Here is a 25,047-nt window from a genome sequence, read left to right as displayed (position 1 = left end):
GGGTGAGCAAGAAGAAGGACAACCCCGGAAAGGGCGGATCCTCCGCAGTCCGCCGCGACGGATCCGGTTCCGACGGCACCGGTGTCGTCTCCCGGCGGCGGCTGATCGGCGGTGCCGGGGCGGCCGGAGCAGCAGGGCTTGTCCTGGGTGCGGCAGGCGGTGCGGGCGGGTACGCGGCAACGCGGGGGGAGACACCGGCGCCGCTGACCTCGGTCGGCTCGACCGAGGCGATGTTTCACGGGAAACATCAAGCGGGGATCACCACTCCGCTTCAGGCCCGGGGGCACCTGGTCGCCTTCGACCTCGCCCCCGGCGCGGGGCGCAAGGAGGCGGCCTCCCTGATGCGCCGCTGGTCCGCCGTGGCAGCGCGGCTGATGGCGGGTGAGGCCGCCGGGAACGGAGCGGGTCATGACACCGGGGTGGCACTGGACGCCGGTCCGTCCTCGCTGACCGTCACCTTCGGATTCGGGCGGACCTTCTTCGCACGCGCCGGCCTGGCCGACCGGCTTCCGGACGCCCTGGACCCGCTGCCCGCCTTCTCCTCCGACCACCTCGACGCCAAGCGGTCCGACGGCGACCTCTGGGTGCAGATCGGCGCCGACGACGCGCTCGTCGCCTTCCACGCACTGCGCGCCCTCCAGAAGGAGACCGGCTCGACGGCCCGGGTGCGGTGGCAGATGAACGGCTTCAACCGCACGCCGGGCGCCACCGGCCGGCCGATGACCGCGCGCAATCTGATGGGGCAGGTCGACGGCACCAACAACCCGAAGCCCGGTGAGAGCGACTTCGAGAAGCGGATCTTCGTCCCGTCGGGGGACCCTTCGGCGCCCGACTGGATGGCGGGCGGCTCGTACGCCGTCGTACGGCGGATCAGGATGCTGCTGGACGATTGGGAAGACCTCACCGTCGAGCACCAGGAACAGGTCATTGGGCGGCGCAAGTCGGACGGGGCCCCGCTCAGCGGCGGCTCGGAGCGGACCACGATGGACCTCGACAAGGCAGGGCCGGACGGCAGACTGCTGATCCCCTCCAACGCCCACGCCCGGATCTCCTCCCCCGGGAAGAACGGCGGCGCCGCGATGCTGCGCCGCCCGTTCTCGTACCACGACGGCATCTCCGACGACGGCACCCCGGACGCCGGGCTGCTCTTCGTGTGCTGGCAGGCCGATCCGTTCAAGGGCTTCATTCCGGTCCAGCGCAAACTCGACCGGGGGGACGCGCTCTCACCGTTCATCCGGCACGAGGCGAGCGGCCTCTTCGCCGTACCCGGGGGCGCCGCGTCCGGGGAGTACGTGGGGCAGCGGCTGCTGGAGGGGTGAGGGGCGGGGCCCCGCCCGCCGCCGGGCACCGGCGCGGGCCTCCTCCGTCGGCCCACTAGGGTGACCGCATGTCAGCCACGCGCTACGCCTACCTCGGTCCCGAAGGCACCTTCACCGAGGTGGCCCTCCGTACGCTCCCCGAAGCCGCCACCCGTGAACTCGTCCCGATGGTGTCCGTTCCGGCCGCACTGGACGCGGTGCGCGGCGGCGAGGCGGCGGCCGCGCTCGTCCCGATCGAGAACTCCGTGGAGGGCGGGATCAGCGCGACCCTCGACGAGCTGACCACGGGCGCGCCGCTGATGATCTACCGCGAGGTGCTGCTCTCCATCACGTTCGCGCTGCTGGTGCGGCCCGGCACGAAACTCTCGGACGTCAAGACCGTCACGGCGCACCCCGCCGCCCAGCCCCAGGTACGCAACTGGATGGCGTCCCACCTCCCCAACGCGGTGTGGGAGTCGGCGGCTTCGAACGCCGACGGGGCGCGGCTGGTCCAGGAGGGGCGCTACGACGCCGCCTTCGCCGGTGAGTTCGCCGCGGCCACCTACGGGCTGGAACCCCTGGTGACGGAGATCCACGACGCGGAGAACGCCCAGACCCGCTTCGTGCTGGTGGGGCGTCCGGCCAGGCCGTCCGCTCCCACCGGGGCCGACAAGACCTCCGTGGTCATCTGGCTCGGCGACGACCGGCCCGGCGCGCTCCTCGAACTGCTCCAGGAGTTCGCCGTCCGCGGCGTCAACCTGATGCTGATCCAGTCCCGTCCCACCGGGGAGGGCATCGGGAACTACTGCTTCGCCGTGGACGCGGAGGGGCACATCGCGGACCGCCGGGTGGGCGAGGCGCTGATGGGACTGAAGCGGATCTGCCCGAACGTGCGGTTCCTCGGTTCGTACCCGCGTGCGGGCGTGACGCCGGACGAGGTCGGCGCGCTGCGGACCGGCACGTCCGACACGGACTTCACCGAGGCCTCCGACTGGCTGGCCCGCAGCCAGGACGGCAGGGCCTGACGCCTGCGGGATGGGGCCGGGCCGGGATATCCCCCGGTCCTACCTGCCGATTTTCACGCTGCGCAAAGTTATCCACAGGCTTCGCCTTCGACCTGGGGACAAGTCGACATCGCAACGCGACATCATCGACATATCACCCCGGGTGACCCGGATCCCCCAGGGAAGCACGACCCGCCTCGTGTCACTCCAATTCCGTTGATCAACTCATGAAGACGAGGAATACCCACCCGAATGAGTGCACGGAGGAGGTTTGAGCCGCGAACCCCTGGCCCCCCATGTCGCTTTCGGAACGATCTCTTCCGGCATCCACAGATCTTCTTCACAGCCTGTGGATAACTAATTGGATCAGCGACCTCCTGTGGACAACCGACCCCCTCGCCGCCCTCAACTCCCCCCGCGCACAACGGTGATACGTCAAGCGACAGGCCCGCCCGCTCCCTTTTCGAGGCAATCGGACTCTTTTATTGACGATCCCCACCCGCGAGCCGGCCCGCGAATCCCCACAATTATGGATTCCGGCAATTCGGGCAAAGCGCCACGCTCGTCGATATGGGTTCGAGCGGTGGATCCCCGCACCGGTAGCCTTGAGGGGTGATTGACCTTCGCCTGCTCCGTGAGGACCCCGACCGTGTTCGCGCCTCCCAGCGCGCCCGTGGAGAGGACGTCGCCCTCGTCGACGCCCTGCTCTCCGCCGACGAGCTGCGCAGGTCGTCCGGCGTGCGCTTCGACGAACTCCGCTCCGAGCAGAAGTCGCTCGGCAAGCTGATCCCCAAGGCCACGCCCGAGGAGCGCGCGGAGCTCCTCAAGAAGGCCGAGGAGCTGAAGGCCGAGGTCAGGGCCGCCGACGCAGCGCAGGACGAGGCGGACGCCGAGGCCAAGCGGCTGCTCCTGCTGCTCGGCAACATCGTCCACGAGGACGTGCCGGTCGGCGGCGAGGAGGACTTCGTCGTCCTGGAGACGCACGGCACGATCCGTGACTTCGGCGCGGAGGGCTTCGAGCCCAAGGACCACCTGGAGCTCGGCGAGGCCCTGGGCGCCATCGACATGGAGCGCGGCGCCAAGGTCTCCGGATCACGCTTCTACTACCTGACCGGCATCGGCGCACTGCTCGAACTCGCCCTGGTCAACGCGGCGATCGCACAGGCCACCGAGGCCGGCTTCGTCCCCATGCTGACCCCGGCGCTGGTGCGCCCGCGCGCCATGGAGGGCACGGGCTTCCTCGGCCAGGCCGCCGAGAACGTCTACCACCTGGAGAAGGACGACTACTACCTGGTCGGCACCTCCGAGGTCCCGCTCGCGGCGTACCACATGGACGAGATCATCGACGCCGGAAAGCTGCCCCTGCGGTACGCCGGCTACTCGCCGTGCTTCCGCCGCGAGGCGGGCACGTACGGCAAGGACACCCGCGGCATCTTCCGCGTCCACCAGTTCGACAAGGTCGAGATGTTCTCGTACGTCGACCCCGCGGACGCCGAGGCCGAGCACCGCAGGCTCCTGGACTGGGAGAAGCAGTGGCTCACCGGCCTCGAACTGCCCTTCCAGGTGATCGATGTCGCCACCGGCGACCTGGGCGCCTCGGCGTCGAGGAAGTTCGACTGCGAGGCGTGGATCCCAACCCAGGGCAAGTACCGCGAGCTGACGTCCGCGTCGAACTGCGACGGTTTCCAGGCCCGCCGGCTCTCGGTCCGCATGCGGGACGGCAAGAAGGTCCAGCCGCTGGCCACGCTGAACGGCACCCTCTGCGCCGTACCGCGCACGATCGTGGCGATCCTGGAGAACCACCAGCTGCCCGACGGTTCGGTGCGCGTACCCGAGGTCCTGCGCCCCTACCTGGGCGGGCGCGAGCTGCTGGAGCCGGTCTCCAAGTGACCTTTCCCTACAAGCTCGTCGCGACGGATCTCGACGGCACCCTGCTGCGTGACGACCACACGGTCTCCGGACGCACCCGGGAGGCGCTGGCCGCGGTGACCGCGGCCGGCGCGGCGCACATCGTCGTCACGGGACGCGCCGTGCCGTGGACCCGGCACATACTGGACGACCTCGGCTACCAGGGGCTCGCCGTGTGCGGTCAGGGCGCACAGGTCTACCACGCGGGCGAGCACAGGCTGCTGACCTCCCTCACCCTGGACCGGCAGCTCGCGGGGCTCGCACTGTCCAAGATCGAGGCGGAGGTCGGTCCGCTCGCGATGGCGGCGAGCCGTGACGGGCTCGACGGCGAGGTCCTGGTCGGCCCGGGGTACCGGGTGCAGGAGGGCCCGCTGCCCGCGCTCTACATGAGCGACCCCGCCGAGATGTGGACCGCTCCGCTCAACAAGATCTACATCCAGCATCCGGAGCTCGACGACGACGCGCTGACGGAGGCCGCACGGCAGGCCGTCGGCAGTCTGGTGAACGTCGTCATGGCAGGACCGGGCGTCGTGGAGATCCTGCCTCTGGGGCTGAGCAAGGCCACCGGTCTCTCGCTGGCCGCCCGCCGTCTGGGGCTCAAGGCGGCGGACACGGTGGCCTTCGGCGACATGCCCAACGACATCCCCATGTTCGGCTGGGCGCGGCACGGCGTCGCCATGGCCAACGCGCACGACGAGCTGAAAGCCGTCGCGCACGAGATCACCGCCTCCAACGAGCACGACGGCATCGCGGTCGTGCTGGAGGAACTGTTCCGGACGGCTTCGCGCGCCTAGGCCGCCCCGCGCGGCGGCCGGTCCGTGAGGCCAGCAGTGTGCGCGGAGGACGCGAGCATCGGACGCGCGGGGGCCGCCACCCCCGACGACGGCTCGGCAAGCCGTTGCCTCACCGCTCGGCCGAACCTCCGGGAAGTGGCCGCGCCCGTGCGCGGAAGCGGCCACCCGGGGGTCCTGCCGCCGCGACGTCGGCCCCCGCACGGGGCCGAACTCCTGGAACGCGCTCCTCACGCCGACAAGGCAGCCCTCGATACGGGTGACACACAGGTCACGGGAGAGGCACGACGTCCTGGGGTCGTCGAGCGGGTGACCGGTCGGCGGCCACTGCCTCGCCGATGCCGGCCTTCCCCGGTTTCCCCGCGTTCACGAACGCTCGACGCCACGGATTCCCGGTGGTCCCCACCCACCCAGCACGACGAGCGGACGGCCCTACGGAAGCGGACAACCCCCGCCCGAGGGGCGGGGGTTGTCGGGAGAGTGCCGGGTCCTACTCCTCGCCGGCAAGCTTCAGACCGCGTAGCTTCTGCCCCGCGTACCACGTGGCGAGGACCGTGACTCCGGCCAGCAGGACCGTCGCGAGCGGCAGGCCCACGTCCGAGGTGACCAGGCCGTCCCCGGCGACCTTCTCGGCGACGGACAGGGACCACTGCTGCACGCTGAGCGTCCGCGCGCCCGGCACCAGACTGCCGAAGAGCGCCTCCCACACCAGGGCGTACACCAGGCCGAAGACCACGGCGTGCCGGCTGACCGTGCCGAGCAACAGGAACAGCGCGCTGTACGCGATCGAGGCGACCAGCGCCGCGATCGTGTAGGCCACGGCGATCTGCCCGCCGTTGCCGTTGAGGATCAGCCCCGCAATGAGGGTCGGCAGGGCCGAGAACAGCATCGTCACACCGATGGCGACGATGAGCTTCGTGAAGATGATCGTCGGCCGCTTCACGGGCTTGGCCAGCAGATAGACGATGGAGCCGTCGTCGATCTCCGGACCGATGGCTCCGGTACCCGCGATGACGCCGATCAGCGGCACCATCGTGGCGATGGCGAAGCCGCCCAGGACTCCGGAGGCCACGCTGTCGTCAGCTCCGGCGAACGCCCGCACCGCCACGGCGATGGCCACCAGCAGGACCGGCAGGACGAACAGGATGGCGGCCCGGCGCCGGCCGAGCAGGGCCCGGTAGGTGAGCCGGGCGACTGTGGGGTCGTACATGACGCTTCACAGCTCCTTTCAGGCCACTACTCAGGCCGCTACGAGATAGGAAAAGACCGATTCGAGGGACTCGTCGGACGGGGAGACGGTCAGCAGCCGGATGCCGTGTTCACGGGCGACCTTCGGCAGCAGCGTGGTGAAGCGGCCGAAGTCCACCGCCTGGACGCGCAGGGCCCCCTCCGCCACGTCGACCTCGATCCCGGCCGTCGAACGGTCCGCGATGAGCGCCGCGGCGAGCGCCCGGTCGTCGCTTGACCGTACGAGGTAGCGGTGCGGCCGGTCCGTCATCAGCCGGCGGATCTTCCGGAAGTCCCCGGACGCGGCGTGCCGACCCGCCACGATCACCTCGATGTGCGAGGCGAGCTGCTCGACCTCTTCCAGGATGTGGGAGGAGAAGAGCACCGTGCGCCCCTCCGCCCCCATCCGGCGCAGCAGCTCCATCAGCTGCATCCGCTGGCGCGGGTCCATCCCGTTGAACGGCTCGTCGAGGAGCAGCACCGAGGGCTCGTGGACGAGCGCGGACGCCATCTTCACGCGCTGGCGCATGCCCTTGCTGTACGTCGAGATCTTGCGGTCCTGGGCGTACTCCATCTCGACCGTGGCCAGCGCCGCGGCCGCGGCCGCGTCGCCGAGTCCCTGTAGCTCCGCGTTGGCGACGACGAACTCGCGGCCGGTCAGGAAGTCGTACATGCCCTCCCGCTCCGGCACGATCCCGATCGCCTTGTAGACCGCCTCGTTGCGCCAGATCGTCGCTCCGTCGAGCGTCACCTTGCCGGTCGACGGTGCGAGGAACCCGGCCATCATGTTGATCAGCGTGGATTTACCGGCTCCGTTGGGGCCGAGAAGCCCCGTGACCCCGGGTCCCACGGTCATGCTCACGTCGTTGACGGCGACCACGTTGCCGAACCAGCGGGAGGTGTGGTCGATCTCGATGGTGGTCACAGCCCGACCTTCCGGTAGCGGCGCATGAGTACGGCGTACGAGCCGGCGACGAGCGCGAGGACAACGATCAGGTAGACCACGCCGATGGCGGCTCCGGGCCCCTGACCGCCGGGGAAGGCGGAGGCGGCGCCGAGGAACGCGGTCTGCACGCCGTCGATCAGCGTGATGGGCGAGAACAGCCCCAGCCAGGTGACGGCGTCGGCCGAGCTCGTCTGCCAGGCGATCGCCTGGACCGTGGAGACCGCTCCGTAGGTGATGGTCAGCACCGCGATCACCGCGGCGACCCCGAATCCCCGGCGGGGTGTCAGGGCGGCGACCACGAGACCGATCCCGGCGAACAGCACGGAGAGCAGCGCCACCGAGACCATCCCCTGTCCGAAGCCCTTGCTCTGGTCGGCGAGGTCGAACTTCGCCAGCAGGGAGCCGACGTAGAGGATGACGAGGGGCACCCCGGTGAGGATGAGCAGGGCGGAGGCCATCGCGGCGAACTTGGCCAGTACGTAGTCGACCCGCTCGATCGGGCGCGAGAAGTACAGCGGCACGCTCTTGAACCGCAGGTCCCTGGACACGGACTGCGGCGCCTGGGAGGCGATGAAGAGTCCGATGACGGCCTGGAGGTAGATCGCGAAGTCCGTGTACCTGATGGGCAGCTCCGTCATGGCGGGCGTGGCGATGGCGACCGCGACCAGGATCAGCGCCACCAGGCACATCACCCCGCACAGCAGCATCGGCAGCACCTTGGACTTGGCGGACCTGCCCAGTCCGAACGAGCCCCGCAGGGACTGCGAGTAGAGCGAGCGGCGGGCGTAGGCCCGGCCCAGCCGGACACCGTCGTAGGAGCGGTATCCGATGTTGTGGATGCGGGAGGTGTCGCTCCCGGCCACGGTCCCGGTCTCAGTGCTCATCCCGACCGCTCCCCTTCTGCTGTCCGACGCCTGCTGAGGGGGCCGGAACGGCCTTGGGCGCCTCTTCGGTACGGAAGACCTCGGCGATGCGGTGACGGCGCTGCTCCATCCGGATCAGCCCCAGACCGAGCCCGGCGACACTGTCGCGGACCAGGTCGTACGTCTCCTCGCCCGTCGCCTCCACCAGGAGGATGTGCCCCGCTCCCGGGAGCCCTTCGGCGTCGAGGCCGTCGTGGCCCAGGAGCTTGGTGCCGGCGCCGAGGAGGACGGTGCGCAGGGCGTCCGTACCGTCGGGGTGCTCGTCGCTGTCGGTCACCTCGACCGCCAGCGTCGTGGTGGTCTGTGTGAAGTCGCTGGTGGAGCTGGACCGCAGGAGCGCGCCGCCGTCGATGACGACGACGTGGTCGCAGGTCCGCTCCAGCTCCCCCAGGAGGTGCGAGGTGACCAGTACCGAGATGCCGAAATCGGTGTGGACACGGCGGATCAGACCGAGCATCTCGTCCCGGCCGACGGGGTCCAGACCGTTGGTCGGTTCGTCGAGCAGGACCAGCTTCGGGTCGTGGACCAGCGCCTGGGCCAGCTTCACCCGCTGTTTCATACCGGTCGAGTAGCCGCCGATGGGCCGGTAGCGCTCCTCGTACAGACCGACGTGCCGCAGGGTGTCCGCGGTGCGCTCGCGCGCCGCGGTCGGCGGAAGTCCGGACATCCGCGCCATGTGGACGACGAACTCGGTCGCCGAGACGTCGGGCGGCAGGCAGTCGTGCTCGGGCATGTATCCGACGCGCTCCCGGATCGCGCCGCCTTCGGTGGCGACGTCGAGCCCGAGCACCGCGGCCCGGCCTTCGGTGGCGGGGGACAGACCCAGCAGGATCTTGATCAGTGTGGACTTGCCGGCCCCGTTGGAACCCACCAGGCCGGTCACGCCCGGTCCGATGTCCAAGGAGAGCCGGTCAAGCGCGGTCACCCTCGGGAACCGCTTGCTCAGGCTTTCGGTTGCGATCACAGTCACGTCTTCGAAGGTAGCGGCGCCCACCACCGGGGTCGTCAGACCAGACGGCTGCATCGGCGTCCCCCTCCAGGCGTACGGACCCGTAAGGGGGACCCCACGAGGGAGGACAGCGCTCCGGGAAGGACGGTGCGCGGCGCGGGAACCTGGCTCGTCCGGACTGGTTGTCCCCGTCGGGCCCTCCGCGTGACCACGTCGTCCGCAGGACGTCGTCCACACGGCGTCGTCCACACGGCGTTGTCCACAGGTCCGGGGCATCCCTTGACGCGACAGGCTGTCGGTTGCCACATTCAGCGGTGTCACGTTACGGACGCGTACCGCGACGGGACGGCAGGGGACGAGGAGGCGTCGTGGATCTTCGAAGCGCGCGTGAGCGCTGGGTGCGTACGGGCGGAGTCGAGCTGTGTGTCGCCGAGTCGGGCGATCCGTCACAGCCGACGATCGTCCTGGTGCACGGTTATCCGGACAGCAAGGAAGTCTGGTCAGAGGTCGCGGGACAGCTGGCCGAGCGGTGGCACGTGGTGCTCTACGACGTGCGGGGGCACGGCAGGTCGAGCGCGCCGGAGCCGCTGCGCGGCGGGTTCACCCTGGAGAAGCTGACCGACGACTTCCTGGCCGTCGTGGACGCCGTGAGCCCGGACCGGCCGGTCCATGTCGTCGGCCACGACTGGGGTTCGGTCCAGTCCTGGGAATTCGCGACGGTGGAGCGGACCAAGGGCCGCATCGCGTCCTTCACGTCGATGTCCGGTCCGTCCCTCGACCACTTCGGCCACTGGATCAGACAGCGGACGTCGCACCCGAGCCCGCGCCGTCTGGGGCAGCTGCTCGGCCAGGGCGCCAAGTCCTGGTACGTGTACGCGCTGCATACGCCCGTTCTGCCCGAGATGGCGTGGCGCGGGGTGCTGGGCAGGCGGTGGCCGCGGATCCTGGAGCGGATGGAGAGGGTGCCCTCGGCGGGGTATCCGACGGCGTCACTCCCGCAGGACGCGGCGCACGGGGCCTGGCTCTACCGCGACAACGTCCGTTTCCGGCTGCGCCGTCCGCGTCCAGACGCGTACGCGCACGTCCCGGTGCAGCTGATCATCCCGACCGGTGACGCGTTCCTCTCCCCGTCGCTCTACGACGAACTGGACGCCTGGGTGCCCCGGTTGGTACGCCGGTCGCTGCCCGCGAAGCACTGGGTCCCCCGCACGCGGCCGGATCAGCTGTCGGCGTGGATCAGCGACTTCGTCGCCCGCGAGGAGACCGGTGGGCGGGACGCCGTCACGGAGTCCGGCGCGAAGGACTCCGGGGCCACCGGGGTTCACGCGGAGCGGTTCGGGGGCCAGTTGGTCCTGGTGACGGGAGCGGCGTCGGGTATCGGGCGCGCCACGGCTCTGGCCTTCGCGGAGGCGGGAGCGCGGGTGGTGGCCGTGGACCGGGACGCGGAGGGTGTCGCCCGGACTGCGGAGACGGCGCGGCTGATCGGCGCCCCGGCCGCGTGGGGCGAAGTCGTGGACGTCGGCGACGAACTGGCCGTGGAGAAGGTCGCCGAGAAGGTCGCCGCCGACATCGGTGTCGTGGACGTCCTGGTGAACAACGCCGGCATCGGACTCTCGGGCTCTTTCCTCGACACCACGACCGAGGACTGGCGCCATGTCCTCGACGTGAATCTGTGGGGCGTCATCCACGGCTGCCGGATCTTCGGCCGGCAGATGGCCGCGCGAGGGCAAGGTGGGCACATCGTCAACGTCGCTTCAGCGGCGGCCTATCAGCCGTCCCGCGCCCTGCCTGCGTACAGCACGTCCAAGGCGGCCGTGCTGATGCTCAGCGAATGCCTGCGCGCCGAACTCGCGGAGCGGTCGATCGGGGTCAGCGCGATATGCCCTGGATTCATCAACACCGGAATCACCGGGACCGCTCATTTCGCCGGAGCCGACGAGAAGGAACAGGAACGCCTCCGAGGACGCGCGAAGCAGCTGTACGCGCGCCGCAACTACCCTGCGGAGAAGGTGGCTCGGGCCATCCTCGATGCGGTGGTGCACAACCGGGCGGTCGTTCCGGTGACACCCGAGGCGCGCGGCGCACGACTGCTGTCGCGGACGAGCCCACGACTCCTGCGGGCAGTCGCCCGCCTGAAGCCGCCCCTGTGAGCCGAAGGACGAGTTGGAAGCCGAGACGACCCAATCTCGTTGACGCTGACTCCTGTTGCCGCTGTACTCACTCACCTCGCGACAACTCGCCGTGTGCAGAGTGTGATTCGCCAACGCTCCTCATGCACAACGCGGTTGGACATCCATCGTTGACCATAGGCATACATAGGCCGCATCTAGATGGCGAGTTGTGCAAAGTACGCGCGACGAAGGGGACTTGTCCACAGGACCGCCAAAAACCCTGTGGATAAGTCAAGTTGGCTGTGGATCAAACCTCCTCCCGGTCATGAGTGGCGCGTCCGTCGGGTGAAATCGAGGTGCACCGGAAGAGGCCGCACAGGCACTCTGACGGGATGGACGAACGACGCACCGTCAAGGTGTCCAAGTACCTGTCGAAGCATCTGCGGCATCAGCCGGAACGCATCGGAATCCGCCTCGACCCTCACGGCTGGGTGGCTGTCGACGAACTGCTGCGGGCATGCAACCAGCGCGGCATGGCGCTCACCCGGGAAGAACTCGATCACGTCGTCGCCGTCAGCGACAAGCAGCGCTTCGCCGTGGAGGGTGACCGCATCCGGGCGAACCAGGGCCACTCCGTGACCGTCGATCTGGACCTCCCCCCGGCCGAGCCGCCCGCGTACCTCTACCACGGCACCGTGGCCAAGGTGCTGGCCGCCATCCGCGCCGAAGGGCTCCGGCCCATGAACCGCCACCATGTCCATCTCTCGCCCGACCGCGAGACCGCCGTCCGTGTCGGTGCCAGGCGCGGAGTACCGGTCGTCCTCTCCGTGGACGCGGGAGCCATGCACCGGGCCGGTCACCTCTTTCACGTGAGCGCCAACGACGTCTGGCTCACCGACGCGGTGCCGCCCCGGTTCCTGCGCGTGCGGGACTGACGCGGGCCCGTGCTGCCGCGCCGGATCCGTCCGGGTCCCTGTTCCTGCGCGTGCGGGACTGGCGAGTCCCTCGGATCAGCGCTCCCTGCCACCGGGACCCGCCCGGAGCTCGTCGAGGTTCGCGCCGGGTTGCCGGCCGGCCCTGGAATCCGCGCGGAACAGGGGCTCCGGGAGCGGTGGCAACCGGGTGGGACACCACGCGTCGAGCACCGCCGGGCAGGCCCACCCGCCGTTCCGGGCGGCGACCCACGCCGCCGCTTCGGCCCCGAGCCGGGCGACGACCTCCTCGGTCACCCCGGTCATGGCCCCGCCGGTCACCCAGGACGTGGCTCCGCCGGATACCGATCTGTTCTCGCCGCCCCGGTGTTCATCCGCGCGGCAGGCAGCATCCTCATGACGGCTCATTCCTTCCGGCGATCCGCACCGCCCTGTGCCGTGCGCACGCGCGGTAAGGACCGGCCTGGTCAGCTCCCAGCCTCTCCCCCGCTCCGTCACCCCGGCAACCACGGCCACCCACCCGGGGCGGCGTTCCGGTGCAGGCCCTGCCCGTCCTGAAGGTGGGGCATCCCTCCCGCACGCCCGAGCCCCGCCGACGGCCGACGAGGGCCCGGGAACTTCGCCGTAGAGTCGTGGCCATGACCTCCTCCCGTCGACTGAGCACCGTGATCCTGCCCATCCACCGCTGGCACGACGGCGGCCGGCCGCTGTGGGTGCGCGCGGAGGAGCTGGGGTTCCACGCCGCGTACACGTACGACCACCTGGCCTGGCGTACCTTCCGGGACGGCCCGTGGTTCGGAGCCGTGCCGACACTGACGGCCGCGGCCGCCGTCACCGAGCGGCTGCGCCTGGGCACCCTCGTCACCTCAGTCAAGCCTCGTTCACCTGTCACAAGCCGTGCTCCCTTTCGCGGCGACGTATGGGGCAGATCCGGCTAGCGGGATCAAAGCATCAGATAAAAAGAGAATGCCATCGGGTGCCGCATCACGTTCGCGAGGCCGCAGGGTACTGTGCGCCGCCTCGCGGATGAATAATGAACCCCGTTCACCCCGACAGTCTCTCCCACCGGTGAGACAGTACTTCGGCTCTGCGAACTGAATCCTCCGGGGTGGTTCCGAGAACTAGGCGAAGCCCATTGTATATCCACTTCCATCCCTGGAGTAGTTCCTCTATCGCGGTGGCCCATTCGCGAATATTGTCCTCCTTTGCGCTCTCTGCCAGTACGATCCCCGCCTCGAGATAGGCAAACGCCGTTACTCGGTTAGCGCGGTCAGCGGCGAGCGCTATATCGAAGTGTTTCTTTCCGCGTGTGTAGAATTCCTGCCATTTACTCTCGCCTTGGCGAGCGAAAAAATTCGCCTTGTTGATCAGAATTGTTCCACATGTGGTCCGAGTGAAGGCATCGTCCAGGAGGCTCACGGCCCGCTCTGCGAAAGACTCGGCGCGGGACCAATCGTTCTGGTGCTTAGCGTGGATTGCTCGCTGCTCCCAGTAGCGGGCACTCCAGCCGCCGAACTGTGGAAGCAGGGCATCATAGAAAGCCTCCACGTCATCGTTAGGGAAGATGCTGGACAGCAGCTTCTGGGTCATGGCGTAGCGGACAAACATGGCCCCACGGTTCCGGGCGCGCAGGCTGTCCTGGTTCACGAGCGGCGACAGATTCTGGATGCACTTACGGAGAACCTCTATAGCGCCTCGATTGCCCAGGGAATGGACAATGGGTTGTATCAAGATATCGCGTTGGCGGGCTACGATGACTTCGCCTTGGATTTCGACGAAGGGCGCCATGCTTCGACCTGATGCCCTAACGAGTGCATCCGCAGAAATGTTAAGTGCTTTCGCGCATTCAAGGAGGCTGACTGTATTGCGTCCGCGACTGGCAACCGAAAGCATAAGAATTAGCGATTTCTTCCAATCGGCGTCGAGCGCTAGGACTTCAAGGTCCATGCGTTTGCGGAACCCGATTCCGTGTTCCAACTCCATCATCGCCGAAAAGACATCGCGGTTCTTGAAGTGGTCGACTCGCCGATTCCTTTCCATATCCTCCAGCTTGCCCAGGCGGCCGAGCTTCTCGCGCTTTGCTACTAGGGCCACGGCGTCACGACGTTGGAGTCGGTTCGGTGCTGATGCTGAACTTATCTTCTCGCTCGCCACTTCGAGTCGAGCCTCCAGTTGGAGATTGCGATTCGGAAGCTCGGCCGCAACGACGTACACTTCTGCCGCGCCAGTCAGCATGGCCTCGGACAAGAGCCTGTCGATGTCATCGGCAAAGTCGGCGGCACCATCGACGAAGAGGACAGAGGGGCCCTGGCCACTAAGCTTATCCACTAGGCGCTGTACATCGAAGCGGCTTGATCGATCGAAGTTGTAGCATCGAACGCCTGCGGAACGAACATCCTTGGCTATCCAAAGCAGCCCGCTGGAAACGCCTGTGAGGCGTGCGCCGTAGACGAGATGAAGTCTTGGACCTTGCCGCTCTGAGGACGCCCACTCTTTAATTTCTCGCGAAACCTCCTGCATCCACGAAAGCGGGGTGACGAGGTCGTCAATTACATCGCACCAAAGTGGCTCGTCGCCATCTAGGTATCGGTGAGACTTCGGCCGAGGCCCGACGTGGTTTGTTGAGAGTTCCTGAACCTGCGGAACGCTCAGCTGCTCGCTTCGTGCGAGTTCGAGAAGCGCGTCGCCGTCCAGTCCGACTTGTGCGTACCAGTCTTTGGTGAATTCCTCGGCGGTGTCCTTGTAGACAGCGAAGCCGTACTGCTTAAGTTCCCACTCATTCTCGCTGGTGATGCCCGGATCAACGACAATGGATGGAGCTGCCGCGCTCGGTCGATTCCTAGTTAGTAGGCGCTCAACATCTGGGTCATCAAGAAGGCGGGCTCCCACTACCAGAAGGGGTTGCGAGCCAATGGTAGACGCAAGTACCTGATCCCAGACGGCGCGCCCCTGGGCGGCGCCTTGGTACTCGGACAGAGAAAAGATAAGCTGGCGGGGTTTGGATCCCATGATGTGGCCATGGAGATGGATAACCTCTAGGTCGCCCGACTCCGAGAAATCCTCGTCCCATGAGATAGCGCGTGAGGGGCGATACCGCTCGAGAGGACTACTCTGGTACGCCTGCTCTACCGCGTCGTCAACGTTTAGTGTCCAGATGCGTCTCCAGGGAAGGCTGATCAGGTCGGTGAACCATGCGTCATGCTGAACGTTTCCGAAGATCTTCTTAAGGAACCGCCAGACGTTCTCTGGTGACGAGCTGATGATAGAGCGTTGATAGGCCCGCATCAACGTATCGTTCTCGACGTTGATGGGGACGTCGCTGTACTCCTTGGCGAGCGCTTCCACTAGTGCCCTAGCCATGGGCACCTCACCGTGCGGATTCCGGGCTCCCCGGCTCGCGCCAGCGCCCAACAGCATGTGGTACCTGCCGTTCCGAGCAGCTGTCCTTAGCGAATGTAGCTGCCGTGCGGTGAGTATGGACTGAAGGTCTGGCAACGGCCGACTCCTTCTCCTCGCCGGGCGAAGCGACCCCCCACGGGCGGCCTCGGCTAGTGTCAATCATCGCACTGCCGTGGCGAGTTAACATCAGATCAGAAGATTTCGCTTGCGTGCGGGGGTGGTCGATTTGGCGGTCGGGCCTGGCTGGAGATCACGTAGCTGCGTACTCTTGCGCAGCGTGCTGCACAAGAGGGTGGTCCGTCGGTGAGCGCGTTGCTGCAGCTGGTGGCGACCGGTAGCCTCATCGCCTCTGGCGTCGCCCTCCAGCTCCTGGCTGCAGCGCCGCAGGGCCAGGGCATGCGGTACGCGCTGCAGCTGCCCGCCGTGCTCCTCTACTCGCTGGCGAGCACGCTCTTCTTGTACTCGACTTTCCCGGACTCGGTCTCGGAGGGCCGAGCCATGGGGTTCAGGCTCGGTGGTGCCGCTGGGGTGGCAGCGTTTGTCATGGTGGCCTCGTACGCATGGCTAGCTAGGACCAGCCCACACGACGAGACCGAGAGAGCACTCAAGGCGGCCATGAAGGAGAACGGCAGGCTACGCAAGTGCCTGGCCAACGGCTTGTCGGAGAATGGCATAGCGAGTCCGCCAGCACAGAGTGCTCGGTACGAAGCGTCACTCAAAGGTGACCGGCGGCACCAAATCGGCCTGATATCCGGTGACCTAGCAAACGTTCTTGGTGTCGATGTTTGGGTGAACCCCGAAAACACGCGCATGGAGATGTCTCGGGTCACCGAGCCGACCATTTCGGCAACGATCCGCTACCACGGTGGCACGCATGGTGTGGATGGCAGCATGGTGAACGACCGTATTGCTACGGAGCTTGCGGACCGGATGGGCGACTGCGGTCATGTAGCGGCCGGTCAAGTGTTGATTACTGGCCCGGGCGAGCTTCGGCGCAGCCACGGTGTCAGGCGTATCGCGCATGTCGCAGCGGTAGAGGGGGAGCCGACCTCCGGATTCCGACAGGTCATAGACCTTGAAGGATGCGTGCGGAATCTGCTGAGTGAAGTTGATCGATTGAATGGGGCCGGGGAGGAGTTGCGTTCTGTTCTGCTCCCGTTGCTTGGTACAGGAGGTGGGAACAGTGATTCGGACAGAACGGCACAGAAGCTGGCTTCGGCGACGGCGAGCTACTTCCAGAATCGTCCGTACTCACGTATCCGCACCGTTTACCTTCTGGCCTACACCGATGCCCAGGCTGAGGTATGTAGGTCGATACTCACTGATCTTCCGGCACTGAATGGCCTCGTCAAACGTCGACTGCCAGCCATGGACAGCGACTGAATAGCAAGTCGCTCCGAACTAAAGCAGTTGAGCCGGGGCTCGCGCGGCGATGGCCTCAAAGATGGGCTGCTCGGCAGCGAAGTCGGAGTCCGCGATTGGCCAGTGGATCACGATCTCGGTGAAGCCGAGCTCTTGGTGGCGGCCGGCGAAGTCGACGAAGGCGTCTACGGACTCCAGCGGCCTGTTGCGGTCGGGGGTGAAGCCGTGGAGCAGGATCTTGTCGAGGCCGGCCACGTCTCGGTTGGCCTCGGCGCACGCCTTGCCGAGCCTTTCGATCTGTCCGCGGAGTGCCTTCACCGACTGCTCCGGGGTCCCCTCCTCGTACAGCTTCGGGTCACCCGTCGTCACCCACGCCTGCCCGTACTTCGCTGCGAGCTTCAGGCCGCGTGGGCCCGTCGCCGCCACTGCGAATGGCAGTCGGGGCCGCTGTACGCAGCCGGGGAGGTTACGGGCCTCCTCGGCCGTGTAGAAGTCGCCCTTCTGCGAGACCGTGCCCTCGGTGAGCAGGCGGTCGAGCAGCGGCACGAACTCGCCGAACCGGTCCGCCCGCTCCTTCGGCGTCCACGCCTCCTGGCCGAGCGCGGTGGCGTCGAAGCCGTTGCCGCCGGCGCCGATGCCGAGGGTTACGCGTCCGCCGGAGATGTCGTCGAGCGAGATCAGTTCCTTGGCGAGCGTCACTGGGTGCCTGAAGTTTGGCGACGTAACCAAGGTGCCCAGGCGCAAGCGGTCCGTAGCCGTGGCGGCGGCGGTGAGGGTGGGAAGGGCGCCGAACCACGGGCCGTCGCGGAAGCTGCGCCAGGAGAGGTGGTCGTAGGTGTACGCGGCGTGGAAGCCGAGTTCCTCGGCGCGCTGCCACTTGGCGCGGCCTCCCTCGTGCCAGCGGTCGACAGGAAGGATCACGGTGCTCAGGCGCAGGCTCATGCCGGTGAGCCTACGTCGAGCGCGTTCCTGGTCGCGGCTCGACGTAGGCGAGTCCCCACTGATCAGGCGCGGTGCCGTGCGGCCGCCGGGCCGTCCAGAACAGCGAGACGATTCAGTTCGTGATGGTGGCCGGCCATCCGTAGCGGGAGAAGGACGGGCCACCATCCCTGTACGCGGCCAGGGCTTGTGCGGCCGTCGGAAACGCGGGCTCGGGGAGGCGTTCGGCCGCGAGCCACTGGACTGCGAGGTGTTTGTCCGGTTCGGCGTTGGTCAGTTCACCAGTCCATGTGTCGGTGGCGAAGGCGAAGAGCACGAACTGTCCAGACCGGTCCCAGCCCTGCTCGACGTGAACGACGTGGACAAGTGAGAGGTTGGCCGGGTCGACGAGAAGGCCCGTCTCCTCCTTGAGTTCGCGGGCAGCGGCTTCGTCGAGGGGTTCGCCGGGTTCGACCTTGCCACCGGGAAGAGTCCAGACCGGTTTCGGGGACCAGCTACGGGCTCCATAGAGCAGCGATGCGACCGTGTCGGTGTTCTTGTCGTGGACGATCACGCAGACCGCATTGCGACTGTTCATCACACTCTTGCTGCTCACCGTGTCCGCTCCTTGTCGACGTGCTTCGGATTCTTCGGGGCCGTGCGGGCTCCGGGGACGCCGGCTCCCTCTTGGAGCGCGGGCGCCTTCAACGCCCGGATACGAGGTGGTCCGCATCGGTGCGCGAGAACACCCGGTCGGTCATCTCCTCGGGGACCGTGGTGCATCGAACGGGCGGCTGCGGGCGCCGCACGGTCCTGGGATAGGTGGTCGGGTCGTAGTCATTGGTGAGCGTGTACGCATGGAAGCCGTTCTCGCTCAGGATGTCGATGATCCCGGTGGCGCTCTCGCCCTGCTTGGCCAAGAGCCGAGGGGTGACCTCCACGACAAGTTCCGCGTCGTCCGGCAAGTGCGCGAGCGCCGGTAGGAGTCCGCGGACGGCTGCTGCTTCGGCGCCTTCGACGTCGATCTTGATGATCCGAGTGGTAGCGAACTGGGCGCTGCTGATGAGGTCGGCCAGGGGCGCGGTCTGTACGTCGAAGGCCATGTGCGCGTGGCGGGGCCGCACGGCGGTGGTGTGGCCGAGGTTGGTGGGGTCCTCCAGGTACAGGGTCTGCCTGCCGTGAGTGTCGGAGACTGCCGATCGGATCGATTGGATGTTGGTGCGGCGGTTGGCAGTGATCACGGTGGTCAGGTCGTCGTGGAACCGCGGGGAGGGTTCTACGGCGATGACGTGGCCGTGGGGGCCGACAGCGTGGGAGGCAAGGAGGCTGAAAGCGCCTCGGTGGGCGCCGACGTCGATGAAGGTGTCTCCGGGGCGGAGCCGGTCGCGGAGGAAGGCGCTCAGGTTCGGCTCCCACTCGCCGAAAAGGTACTGGTAGCGCTGGATAACGTCGCTGGTGGTCACGCCGATCTTGTCGCCGGACCGCAGCCTGACGGTGGTGTGGGCGGGGTGGGCTCGCAGGTGCTCGTCGAGGAAGTGGCCGACGAGCCGGGCCTTGCCCACCGTTCCGGGGGCGTAACGGACGTAAGCCCGCAGCGCGCGGGCGAGTGCGGAGGCGGACACGGGCGGATCCTTCGGGTGGTGGTGAGGAGGAACGGGGTCTTGGGCCGGCCGGCGGTGGCAGACTGGCCAAGGAGCGCTGTTGGTATTGGAGGGAGTTGACGGTGGCCGAGGACACTCCGGTGGTGTTCCTGCTGGTGGGGCTCACCGGCTCGGGGAAGACCACCTATGCCCAGCGGAAGTTGGAGCCGGAGGGTGCTGTGCGGCTGTCGGTGGACGAGGTCGTCCATGAACGGCACGGTCGGTACGGCGTCGACTACCTGGAGAACACCTACTTCGAGAAGGAGGCTCCGGTCGTCGCCGAGCTGCACGAGCGGCTCGCCCAGCTGGTCGCCGAGGGCCGGGACGTGGTGTGGGACCACGGGCTGTGGCCGCGTAAGGACCGCGACGCGATGAAGGAGCTGGTGGAGGCAGCTGGCGGCCGGTGGCGGCTTCTGTACTTCCCGGTGGAGCGCGAGGAGCTTCTGCGCAGGCTGGCGGAGCGCAATGAGCGGGAAGACGCCAACGCGCTGGTCGTGACCCCGGAGGCGCTGGACGACTTCTTTGCTCGCTTCGAGAAGCCTCAGGACGAGGGCGAGGAGATCGTGGAGCCGGGCCGGCTCTGAGCCGTGTGCGGGCGCCAGATGGATGTGATCTTGGCCGCTTCGGCAGCCCAGCCGCTCGGCAGCCGATCGAGCGTGACATGTCGGAAGGCCAGACGCGGGTCGGCGACATCGATCCGGCCGTTGTGGCGGTCGATGTGCTGCAACAGGCGGGACGCCTCGCTGCGGACGGCCGGGGTGTGCTCGGCCCAATCACCGGACGTGAACCGGTCTACCCGTAGGCGGAGGTCGTCCAGGACGCCCGAGCGCCACTTGAAGTGGTGGACGCATGCGAGCGTGTCCGGGTCGGGCTTGTGGCCCGGTGCCCGATGGTTGCCGGATGCCACGGTTACCGAGGAGTGGGCAAGGACGATCTTTCGGGGATCGCCCTTCAGCAGCCGGTGGGTGAGGTGCCCGCCGAGCGGGAAGGACCGGTCCAGTCCGATTTCCGGCCGCCACAGTGCCAGGCGGCCGTCGTTCGTGGCGCGGTCGAGCATCAGCCCACCGATCACCTTGTGCTTGGCGGCCTCGGCCCAGGCGATCATCTCGTTGAGCGGGGCGGGGTAGGTCTGGAACTCGTCGGAGTCGGCGATCAGGTGCCAGCCGGGGCCCGCCTGCTCGCGCAGGAAGTCGCGGAGCTGGGTGTTGGTGTGCTCGTGCCAGGGTCCGGTGCTGATCCGGGCAGGGACGATGCCGAGGTCGTGGCTGGCCGCGATGAGCTGGTGCCGCCAGGCGTCGTGGATGTGGTCGGGGAAGTGGAAAGCGAGGTGGAACCGCTCGACGCCGAGCCGGCGGTAGTGGGTGGTCCAGGCGGCCAGCAGGGCCGGTTCGACCGGGCCCACCACCGCGACCAGGGCGGGAGAGACGGGCGTCTTCATTGGCATTCCTTGGTCAGGCGGGTGTAGGTGTCGGTGAGGAAGGCGGCCTGGTCGGCCGCCGAGCTCATGTCCAGAGCCCCGCACGCTGACGGGCCCGGGCGGGCGGGAGCATCTGCCGTGAGCTGGTCCAGCGCCTTGGCGAGGGTGTCCGGATCACCGGCCGGGAAGAGCCGGGTCCAGGGTTCCCCTGCGAGGCGGGCGGTCAGCTCGGGGTCGTGCGCGGAAACGATCAGAGGGACGCCGAGGCGGACGGCGTCCATGACCAGTCCTGATTCCTTGCCCACGCCGGGCTTCCGGGCGACGAGGGCCGCGTCGGCAGCGGCGTACACGAGCCGCAGGACCTGGTCGCCGACCGGGCCGGGCACGGTGTGCAGGCGGACGTTGGGGAGCTGGTGCCAGCGGGTGAGGACGGCGTCGTCCAGTGGGGTGCCGCACACCAGGACGTGAAGCGGGGCGGTGAGGCGGGCGAGTGCCGTATCGACGGTGGGGATGTCCTTGTACGGCCACCAGCCGCCGACCACGCACACTGCCTTCGCGGCTGCGGGGATCGTGAAGGCGCTCCGAGCTCCGCCGCGCTCGGAGTCGGTCAGCGGGCGGCCGTCATCAACCGCGAACGCCCGCACCTCGCCGGGAAGGTGAGGGAAGTGCGGTCCGACCTGGTCACGGACGGCGGCGGTCGGGTACAGCGCGATCACCCGCTTCTCGCCTTTGCGGGCGAGCCGGCTCAGCCACCGGACGGGACGGTCTTCGGTGGTGACCGCCTCGTGGACGAACCGCAGGTGCGGGGCGCCGCCGAGCAGGGCGGTGGCACCGTGCAGGGCCTCGCTCGCGCTGAGGATCACCACTGACGAGGCTCGCGGGGCGAGGCGGCGTGCGGTGCGAAGGCAGGCGGCCTCGGTCAGGCACCGGGCGAGAAGGGTGACCTGGTGAGGGGACCTGCGGACCGTCTGCGGCCAGCTCCGGGAGGCGAAGACCCGCTGACCGGCGGCAGCGACGCGGGCTACTGCCCGCGCGACGGCCAGAAGGATCCTCGCTGCCGGTCCGGCTGGACCGGCAGAGACTCGGGCTCTCGAGCGAACCAGCGGGGCCAGGTCCTCGCTCAGGCCGCCGGGGGCGATGACGAGGCTGCCCGGCCGTTCGGCGGCGAGCGCCGCCAGCGTGCGCTGGTGGTGTCCGCCGCCCCGGTGTGCGTACGGCTCGATCAGCACCAGCGGACCGGGGGCGGTGTTCATCCGGTGACCGCCTGCTCGCCGTACAGCGTGGTGAAGTGCTGGTGCAGCCAGGGCGGGTCGTTGAGAGCCTCGAAGCGCTGAGTGTCTCGGGCAGCAGCCTTGGCGAAGCCGAGTCCGTCACGGGCGCCGGCCGCCGCATAGACGGCGAATTCGCCGTCGCGGCTGGCCGTCCAGGCGGCGATGCGTTCCTGGGCGGAGGCGTCGGTCATGCCGTACTCGCTGCCGCGCGCGAGCATCGCACACTCTCGGAAGCCCGCCTTCCACGCGTGGAAGGGGCTCTGATTGAACCGCGTGACCCCGGCGGTCCGGCGGCAGAACTCGACGCGTCCGGGCAGTGCGGCCAGCACGTCGACGGCTTGGCCCATCTCCCTGAGCGCCGAGCGGCGGATCAGCTTGAGGCCGCCGTAGCCGTAGGTCAGGCCGTTGACCGGGTTGATTGCCGGCCAGACCCGCATCGCTACGCCGTCGGCCAGAGGCTGGACCGCTGCGGTGGGGAACTCGGGGTCGATGGCGAAGTCACCATCGGCGAGGAAGAACTGTTCGGTGTCTACCAGTTCGGCGGTGAGTCGGTAGGCGCGTCGCATCCCGCGGACTCCGTGCAGGCGCTTGACGGTGCCTCCCAGTACCCGGGTGAGGCGGGTGTGCAGAGAGCCGGCCAGCGGCTCGTCGTACGAGAGCTGCACTGCCTCGAAGCCGGTCACTTGATCGCCTCCAGGTAACGGGCTGCCACCACGGCGGGCGTGAGGTCGGCGGTGGAGGCGTGCGCGCGCTTGGCGTGCACCAGGTAGAACTCGGCATCCGTGGCGAGGCGCTCGACGATCTGGACGGCCTGCTCGTCGGTGTCGAACAGCAGCTCGTGGTCGATGTGCTCGGCCAGCCAGCCGGTGCGTGGGCCGATCACCGGTAGGCCCATCGCCTGGCAGTCGATCACCGACATGGACCAGGGGCAGCCCGGGCGGAAGGGGGCGATGCCGAAGTGGGCGCCGGCCAGCAGGTTGCGGTAGCGGATGCGGTCGCCACGGTCGGAGGCGATGGTGACGCCGTCCGTGGTCGCCAGCTCCTCCAGGTGCCGTTCGGGGCTGGGGTCGAGGCGGATTCGCTCGGGGCTGCGGGTGCCGAACAGGTCCATCACGGTGAGCCGCACCGGGGCATCGGCGACGAGACGCCGGGCGAGCTGGGTGAAGCGGGCGGTGCCGTAGTGCCTGTACAGGCGGTGGTTGTAGATGCCGGTGGCCCTGCCTGCGGGCGGGGTGATGTCGGCCGGGTCGCGTACCAGCCGTACGTCCCTTGGGGCGGGGACGACGTACAGCTTGTCGCCGAGTTCGACGCCGGTACGGGCGGCGGCTGCGGTGGTCCAGGAGGCTGCGGTGGAGGAGTGGACGAGGACGTGGTCGCAGGCCCCGAGGCCGGCGGCGAAGGCCAGCAGCACGCTGCGGCCCAGGCCCCGGTCGTTCATCGCGGGGTCCAGCTCCAGGACGCCGGTGTCGGTGAAGGAGAACGGCAGGTAGTGGCAGTAGCCCGCGATCAGCGCGTCCACCCCTGCTTCCAGGAGTGCGGCCCGGATCGCGGGTGCGGCCTCGATCTGGTTGGCCACCACGACCTCGGGCCGCCGGTCGCGGATCAGGGCGACCAGGGCGTCCATGCCGGGATCGAAGCGGGCCCGGTACTTGGTGGACGGCGAAGCGGTGAGCGCGAAGTGCACGCGGGCGTCGCCGACCGGGACGGGCGAGGCCACGGTCACCTCTGCCCCGGCGTCGGTCAGGGCCGGGGCTAGCATGTCGGCGAAGGTGTAGCCGGAATCAGCGGACAGCTGACTGGCGTTGGAGACGTTGAGCAGATACAGCACGCGCATCGCTGAGACCCTCCTCATTGGGGCCCGGGGGTCGACCTGGGCCGGTAGAGGAAGGAAACTGGCGGACGGGGCCGTGACAGAATGGTGAATCGAGATCACTCACGGTTCATTCATCTCATCCGATGGCCGGGGCGGGGGCTTTGATGGATGCGCGGGACGATGCCTTGACGGTTGAGCAGGCCGCCGAGGCGTTCGCGGCTGAGGTCGCCTACTGGCGCGAGGTGCGGGGGCTGGCCAAGCGGGAGTTGGCCAGAAGGATGGGCTTCGACCCGTCCTACGTAAGTCACGTCGAGTTGGGCCGGCACAAGCCGACCGAGGACTTCGCCCGTCGTGCGGAGGAAGCGCTGAACGCGGGCAAGGCCATCTGGAAGCGCTGGCTGGAGTACGAGACGGCCAGGGCTCCTGTGGCGCCGACGGCGGTCGTACCCGCCCCTCGCCGGTCCGAGCAGCCCTATGCCACCGGGTCGGCGATCGTAGTGGAGCACGATGCGGCCCGCCTCGACTACGACGGGCGCCTCTACCGGCTCACGATGCGTCGGTTGTTGCGGAACACCGGCAGTGAGCCCATCACCCGCTATCTGATCCGCATCAGCGTCGACCGTTACCCGGGCGAGCCGGAACAGTCCAACGCCCACTATCGCGAGCATCCGCTGACCTGGGACGAGCTCTCGCTGACCGCGACCTGTCGAGGGGAGGCGATGCGCTGGCAGGCCAAGCACGACCGCGACGCCTTCAAGGAGGTGTGGCTGCTGTTCGAGAATGAGCAGGGCCGCTTCCCCCTCTACCCGGGTGAGTCGGTGTGGATCGAGTACGCCTACTCGGTGGGCGAGGAGAAGTGGGGCCGCTGGTTCCAGCGGGCCGTCCGCCTGCCTACCGAGCATCTGGTGGTTGAACTCGCCTTTCCTGCTGAACTCGACCCCGCTGTGTGGGGCACCGAGACATCCATGACCGCCGAAGCGGCTCCGCTGCGAACGGCACCGGTCCAGCGCGAGGAGGGAGGGGTGCGCGTCTTCACCTGGAGCACTTCCGCGCCCGCGCTCCACGCCCGATACCGTTTGGAGTGGCGGTTCCGGGCCAGTCCCGAACATGAAGCGGATAACGGGGAGTTCAGGTGATC

At 68.2% G+C, this 25,047-nt stretch carries 21 protein-coding genes, 1 tRNA gene and 1 pseudogene; 10 read left to right on the top strand and 13 right to left on the bottom strand.

Translation table 11 applies throughout. The annotated features are described in order from the left end of the window. Positions 1-2 precede the first annotated feature (2 nt). The 4 genes from efeB to ACFVS9_RS10940 all read left to right on the top strand — a co-directional run bounded on the left by efeB (position 3) and on the right by ACFVS9_RS10940 (position 5,004). On the top strand, positions 3-1,319 hold the full coding sequence (gene efeB, locus ACFVS9_RS10955) for an iron uptake transporter deferrochelatase/peroxidase subunit (RefSeq protein WP_389931442.1): 1,317 nt from the start codon (positions 3-5) through the stop codon (positions 1,317-1,319). Between the two features lie 68 nt (positions 1,320-1,387). Next, positions 1,388-2,323, top strand: a complete 936-nt coding sequence (gene pheA, locus ACFVS9_RS10950; RefSeq protein ID WP_383112821.1) for a prephenate dehydratase — start codon at positions 1,388-1,390, stop codon at positions 2,321-2,323. A 591-nt stretch (positions 2,324-2,914) separates the two neighbouring features. After that, positions 2,915-4,192 (top strand): serine--tRNA ligase, encoded by a 1,278-nt coding sequence (gene serS, locus ACFVS9_RS10945; RefSeq protein ID WP_389931440.1) that lies wholly within the window; start codon positions 2,915-2,917, stop codon positions 4,190-4,192. Then, positions 4,189-5,004, top strand: a complete 816-nt coding sequence (locus ACFVS9_RS10940; RefSeq protein WP_389931438.1) for an HAD family hydrolase — start codon at positions 4,189-4,191, stop codon at positions 5,002-5,004. The genes serS and ACFVS9_RS10940 overlap by 4 nt, the downstream gene beginning before the upstream one ends. 41 nt (positions 5,005-5,045) lie before the next feature. Here ACFVS9_RS10940 and ACFVS9_RS10935 read toward each other — a convergent pair. The 5 genes from ACFVS9_RS10935 to ACFVS9_RS10915 form a co-directional block, all read right to left on the bottom strand. Next, positions 5,046-5,135 (bottom strand) — tRNA-Gly (locus ACFVS9_RS10935). A gap of 356 nt (positions 5,136-5,491) precedes the next feature. Beyond that, positions 5,492-6,211 carry an ABC transporter permease gene (locus tag ACFVS9_RS10930; RefSeq protein ID WP_383112818.1) on the bottom strand — a complete coding sequence of 240 codons (720 nt, stop codon included), beginning with the start codon at positions 6,209-6,211 and terminating at the stop codon, positions 5,492-5,494. Positions 6,212-6,241: 30 nt separating this feature from the next. Further along, entirely contained in the window at positions 6,242-7,153 is a 912-nt protein-coding gene (locus tag ACFVS9_RS10925; RefSeq protein ID WP_389931436.1) for an ABC transporter ATP-binding protein, read from the bottom strand. Then, the gene (locus tag ACFVS9_RS10920) at positions 7,150-8,058 is read right to left on the bottom strand and encodes an ABC transporter permease (RefSeq protein WP_383112816.1); all 909 of its coding nucleotides are present in this window, start codon (positions 8,056-8,058) and stop codon (positions 7,150-7,152) included. The genes ACFVS9_RS10925 and ACFVS9_RS10920 overlap by 4 nt, the downstream gene beginning before the upstream one ends. Further along, the gene (locus ACFVS9_RS10915; protein WP_383112857.1) at positions 8,048-9,022 is read right to left on the bottom strand and encodes an ABC transporter ATP-binding protein; all 975 of its coding nucleotides are present in this window, start codon (positions 9,020-9,022) and stop codon (positions 8,048-8,050) included. Before ACFVS9_RS10915 ends, ACFVS9_RS10920 begins: the two co-directional genes overlap by 11 nt. Before the next feature lie 392 nt (positions 9,023-9,414). Here ACFVS9_RS10915 and ACFVS9_RS10910 point away from each other — a divergent pair, with 392 nt between their 5' ends. The 3 genes and pseudogenes from ACFVS9_RS10910 to ACFVS9_RS10900 form a co-directional block, all read left to right on the top strand. Then, positions 9,415-11,196, top strand: coding sequence for an SDR family oxidoreductase (locus ACFVS9_RS10910; RefSeq protein ID WP_389931434.1), 1,782 nt, complete (start codon positions 9,415-9,417; stop codon positions 11,194-11,196). Positions 11,197-11,549: 353 nt separating this feature from the next. Continuing rightward, a complete protein-coding gene (locus ACFVS9_RS10905; RefSeq protein WP_389931432.1) occupies positions 11,550-12,092 on the top strand; it encodes an RNA 2'-phosphotransferase in 543 nt (180 codons plus the stop codon). A gap of 635 nt (positions 12,093-12,727) precedes the next feature. Next, a pseudogene (locus ACFVS9_RS10900) lies at positions 12,728-12,982 on the top strand (LLM class flavin-dependent oxidoreductase); the annotation flags it as partial. 151 nt (positions 12,983-13,133) lie between these two features. Here the strand turns inward: ACFVS9_RS10900 and ACFVS9_RS10895 are convergent. Then, the gene (locus ACFVS9_RS10895; protein ID WP_389931430.1) at positions 13,134-15,449 is read right to left on the bottom strand and encodes an SIR2 family protein; all 2,316 of its coding nucleotides are present in this window, start codon (positions 15,447-15,449) and stop codon (positions 13,134-13,136) included. Between the two features lie 342 nt (positions 15,450-15,791). Between ACFVS9_RS10895 and ACFVS9_RS10890 the strand changes: the two genes are divergently transcribed. Next, entirely contained in the window at positions 15,792-16,871 is a 1,080-nt protein-coding gene (locus ACFVS9_RS10890) for a macro domain-containing protein (protein ID WP_389931428.1), read from the top strand. Positions 16,872-16,889: 18 nt separating this feature from the next. Here ACFVS9_RS10890 and ACFVS9_RS10885 read toward each other — a convergent pair whose 3' ends face one another. The 3 genes from ACFVS9_RS10885 to ACFVS9_RS10875 form a co-directional block, all read right to left on the bottom strand. Then, the gene (locus ACFVS9_RS10885; RefSeq protein ID WP_389931427.1) at positions 16,890-17,792 is read right to left on the bottom strand and encodes an LLM class flavin-dependent oxidoreductase; all 903 of its coding nucleotides are present in this window, start codon (positions 17,790-17,792) and stop codon (positions 16,890-16,892) included. A gap of 112 nt (positions 17,793-17,904) precedes the next feature. Next, positions 17,905-18,384 (bottom strand): NUDIX domain-containing protein, encoded by a 480-nt coding sequence (locus tag ACFVS9_RS10880; RefSeq protein ID WP_389931425.1) that lies wholly within the window; start codon positions 18,382-18,384, stop codon positions 17,905-17,907. An 88-nt stretch (positions 18,385-18,472) separates the two neighbouring features. Beyond that, positions 18,473-19,390 carry an FkbM family methyltransferase gene (locus ACFVS9_RS10875; RefSeq protein ID WP_389931424.1) on the bottom strand — a complete coding sequence of 306 codons (918 nt, stop codon included), beginning with the start codon at positions 19,388-19,390 and terminating at the stop codon, positions 18,473-18,475. Between the two features lie 101 nt (positions 19,391-19,491). Here ACFVS9_RS10875 and ACFVS9_RS10870 point away from each other — a divergent pair, with 101 nt between their 5' ends. Continuing rightward, the gene (locus ACFVS9_RS10870; RefSeq protein WP_389931422.1) at positions 19,492-19,992 is read left to right on the top strand and encodes an AAA family ATPase; all 501 of its coding nucleotides are present in this window, start codon (positions 19,492-19,494) and stop codon (positions 19,990-19,992) included. Here ACFVS9_RS10870 and ACFVS9_RS10865 read toward each other — a convergent pair. From ACFVS9_RS10865 to ACFVS9_RS10850, 4 genes are read right to left on the bottom strand one after another with little or no spacing between them, the layout of a single operon-like run. Continuing rightward, a complete protein-coding gene (locus ACFVS9_RS10865) occupies positions 19,950-20,846 on the bottom strand; it encodes a glycosyltransferase family 2 protein (RefSeq protein ID WP_389931420.1) in 897 nt (298 codons plus the stop codon). The genes ACFVS9_RS10870 and ACFVS9_RS10865 overlap by 43 nt on opposite strands. Then, positions 20,843-22,078, bottom strand: coding sequence for a hypothetical protein (locus tag ACFVS9_RS10860; protein WP_389931419.1), 1,236 nt, complete (start codon positions 22,076-22,078; stop codon positions 20,843-20,845). Before ACFVS9_RS10860 ends, ACFVS9_RS10865 begins: the two co-directional genes overlap by 4 nt. Continuing rightward, complete coding sequence (locus ACFVS9_RS10855) at positions 22,075-22,779, bottom strand: hypothetical protein (protein WP_389931418.1); 705 nt, start codon at positions 22,777-22,779, stop codon at positions 22,075-22,077. The genes ACFVS9_RS10860 and ACFVS9_RS10855 overlap by 4 nt, the downstream gene beginning before the upstream one ends. Next, positions 22,776-23,930: a glycosyltransferase family 1 protein gene (locus tag ACFVS9_RS10850; protein WP_389931416.1), complete on the bottom strand. Its 1,155-nt coding sequence runs from the start codon at positions 23,928-23,930 to the stop codon at positions 22,776-22,778. Before ACFVS9_RS10850 ends, ACFVS9_RS10855 begins: the two co-directional genes overlap by 4 nt. 143 nt (positions 23,931-24,073) lie before the next feature. Here ACFVS9_RS10850 and ACFVS9_RS10845 point away from each other — a divergent pair, with 143 nt between their 5' ends. Further along, positions 24,074-25,045 carry a multiprotein-bridging factor 1 family protein gene (locus ACFVS9_RS10845; RefSeq protein WP_389931415.1) on the top strand — a complete coding sequence of 324 codons (972 nt, stop codon included), beginning with the start codon at positions 24,074-24,076 and terminating at the stop codon, positions 25,043-25,045. Positions 25,046-25,047 lie beyond the last annotated feature (2 nt).

The sequence above is a fragment of the Streptomyces sp. NPDC058008 genome, assembly GCF_042886395.1.
Lineage (GTDB): Bacteria > Actinomycetota > Actinomycetes > Streptomycetales > Streptomycetaceae > Streptomyces.
Note: the sequence above shows the minus strand (reverse complement) of the source record. Positions and strands in the feature narration are given on the sequence as shown.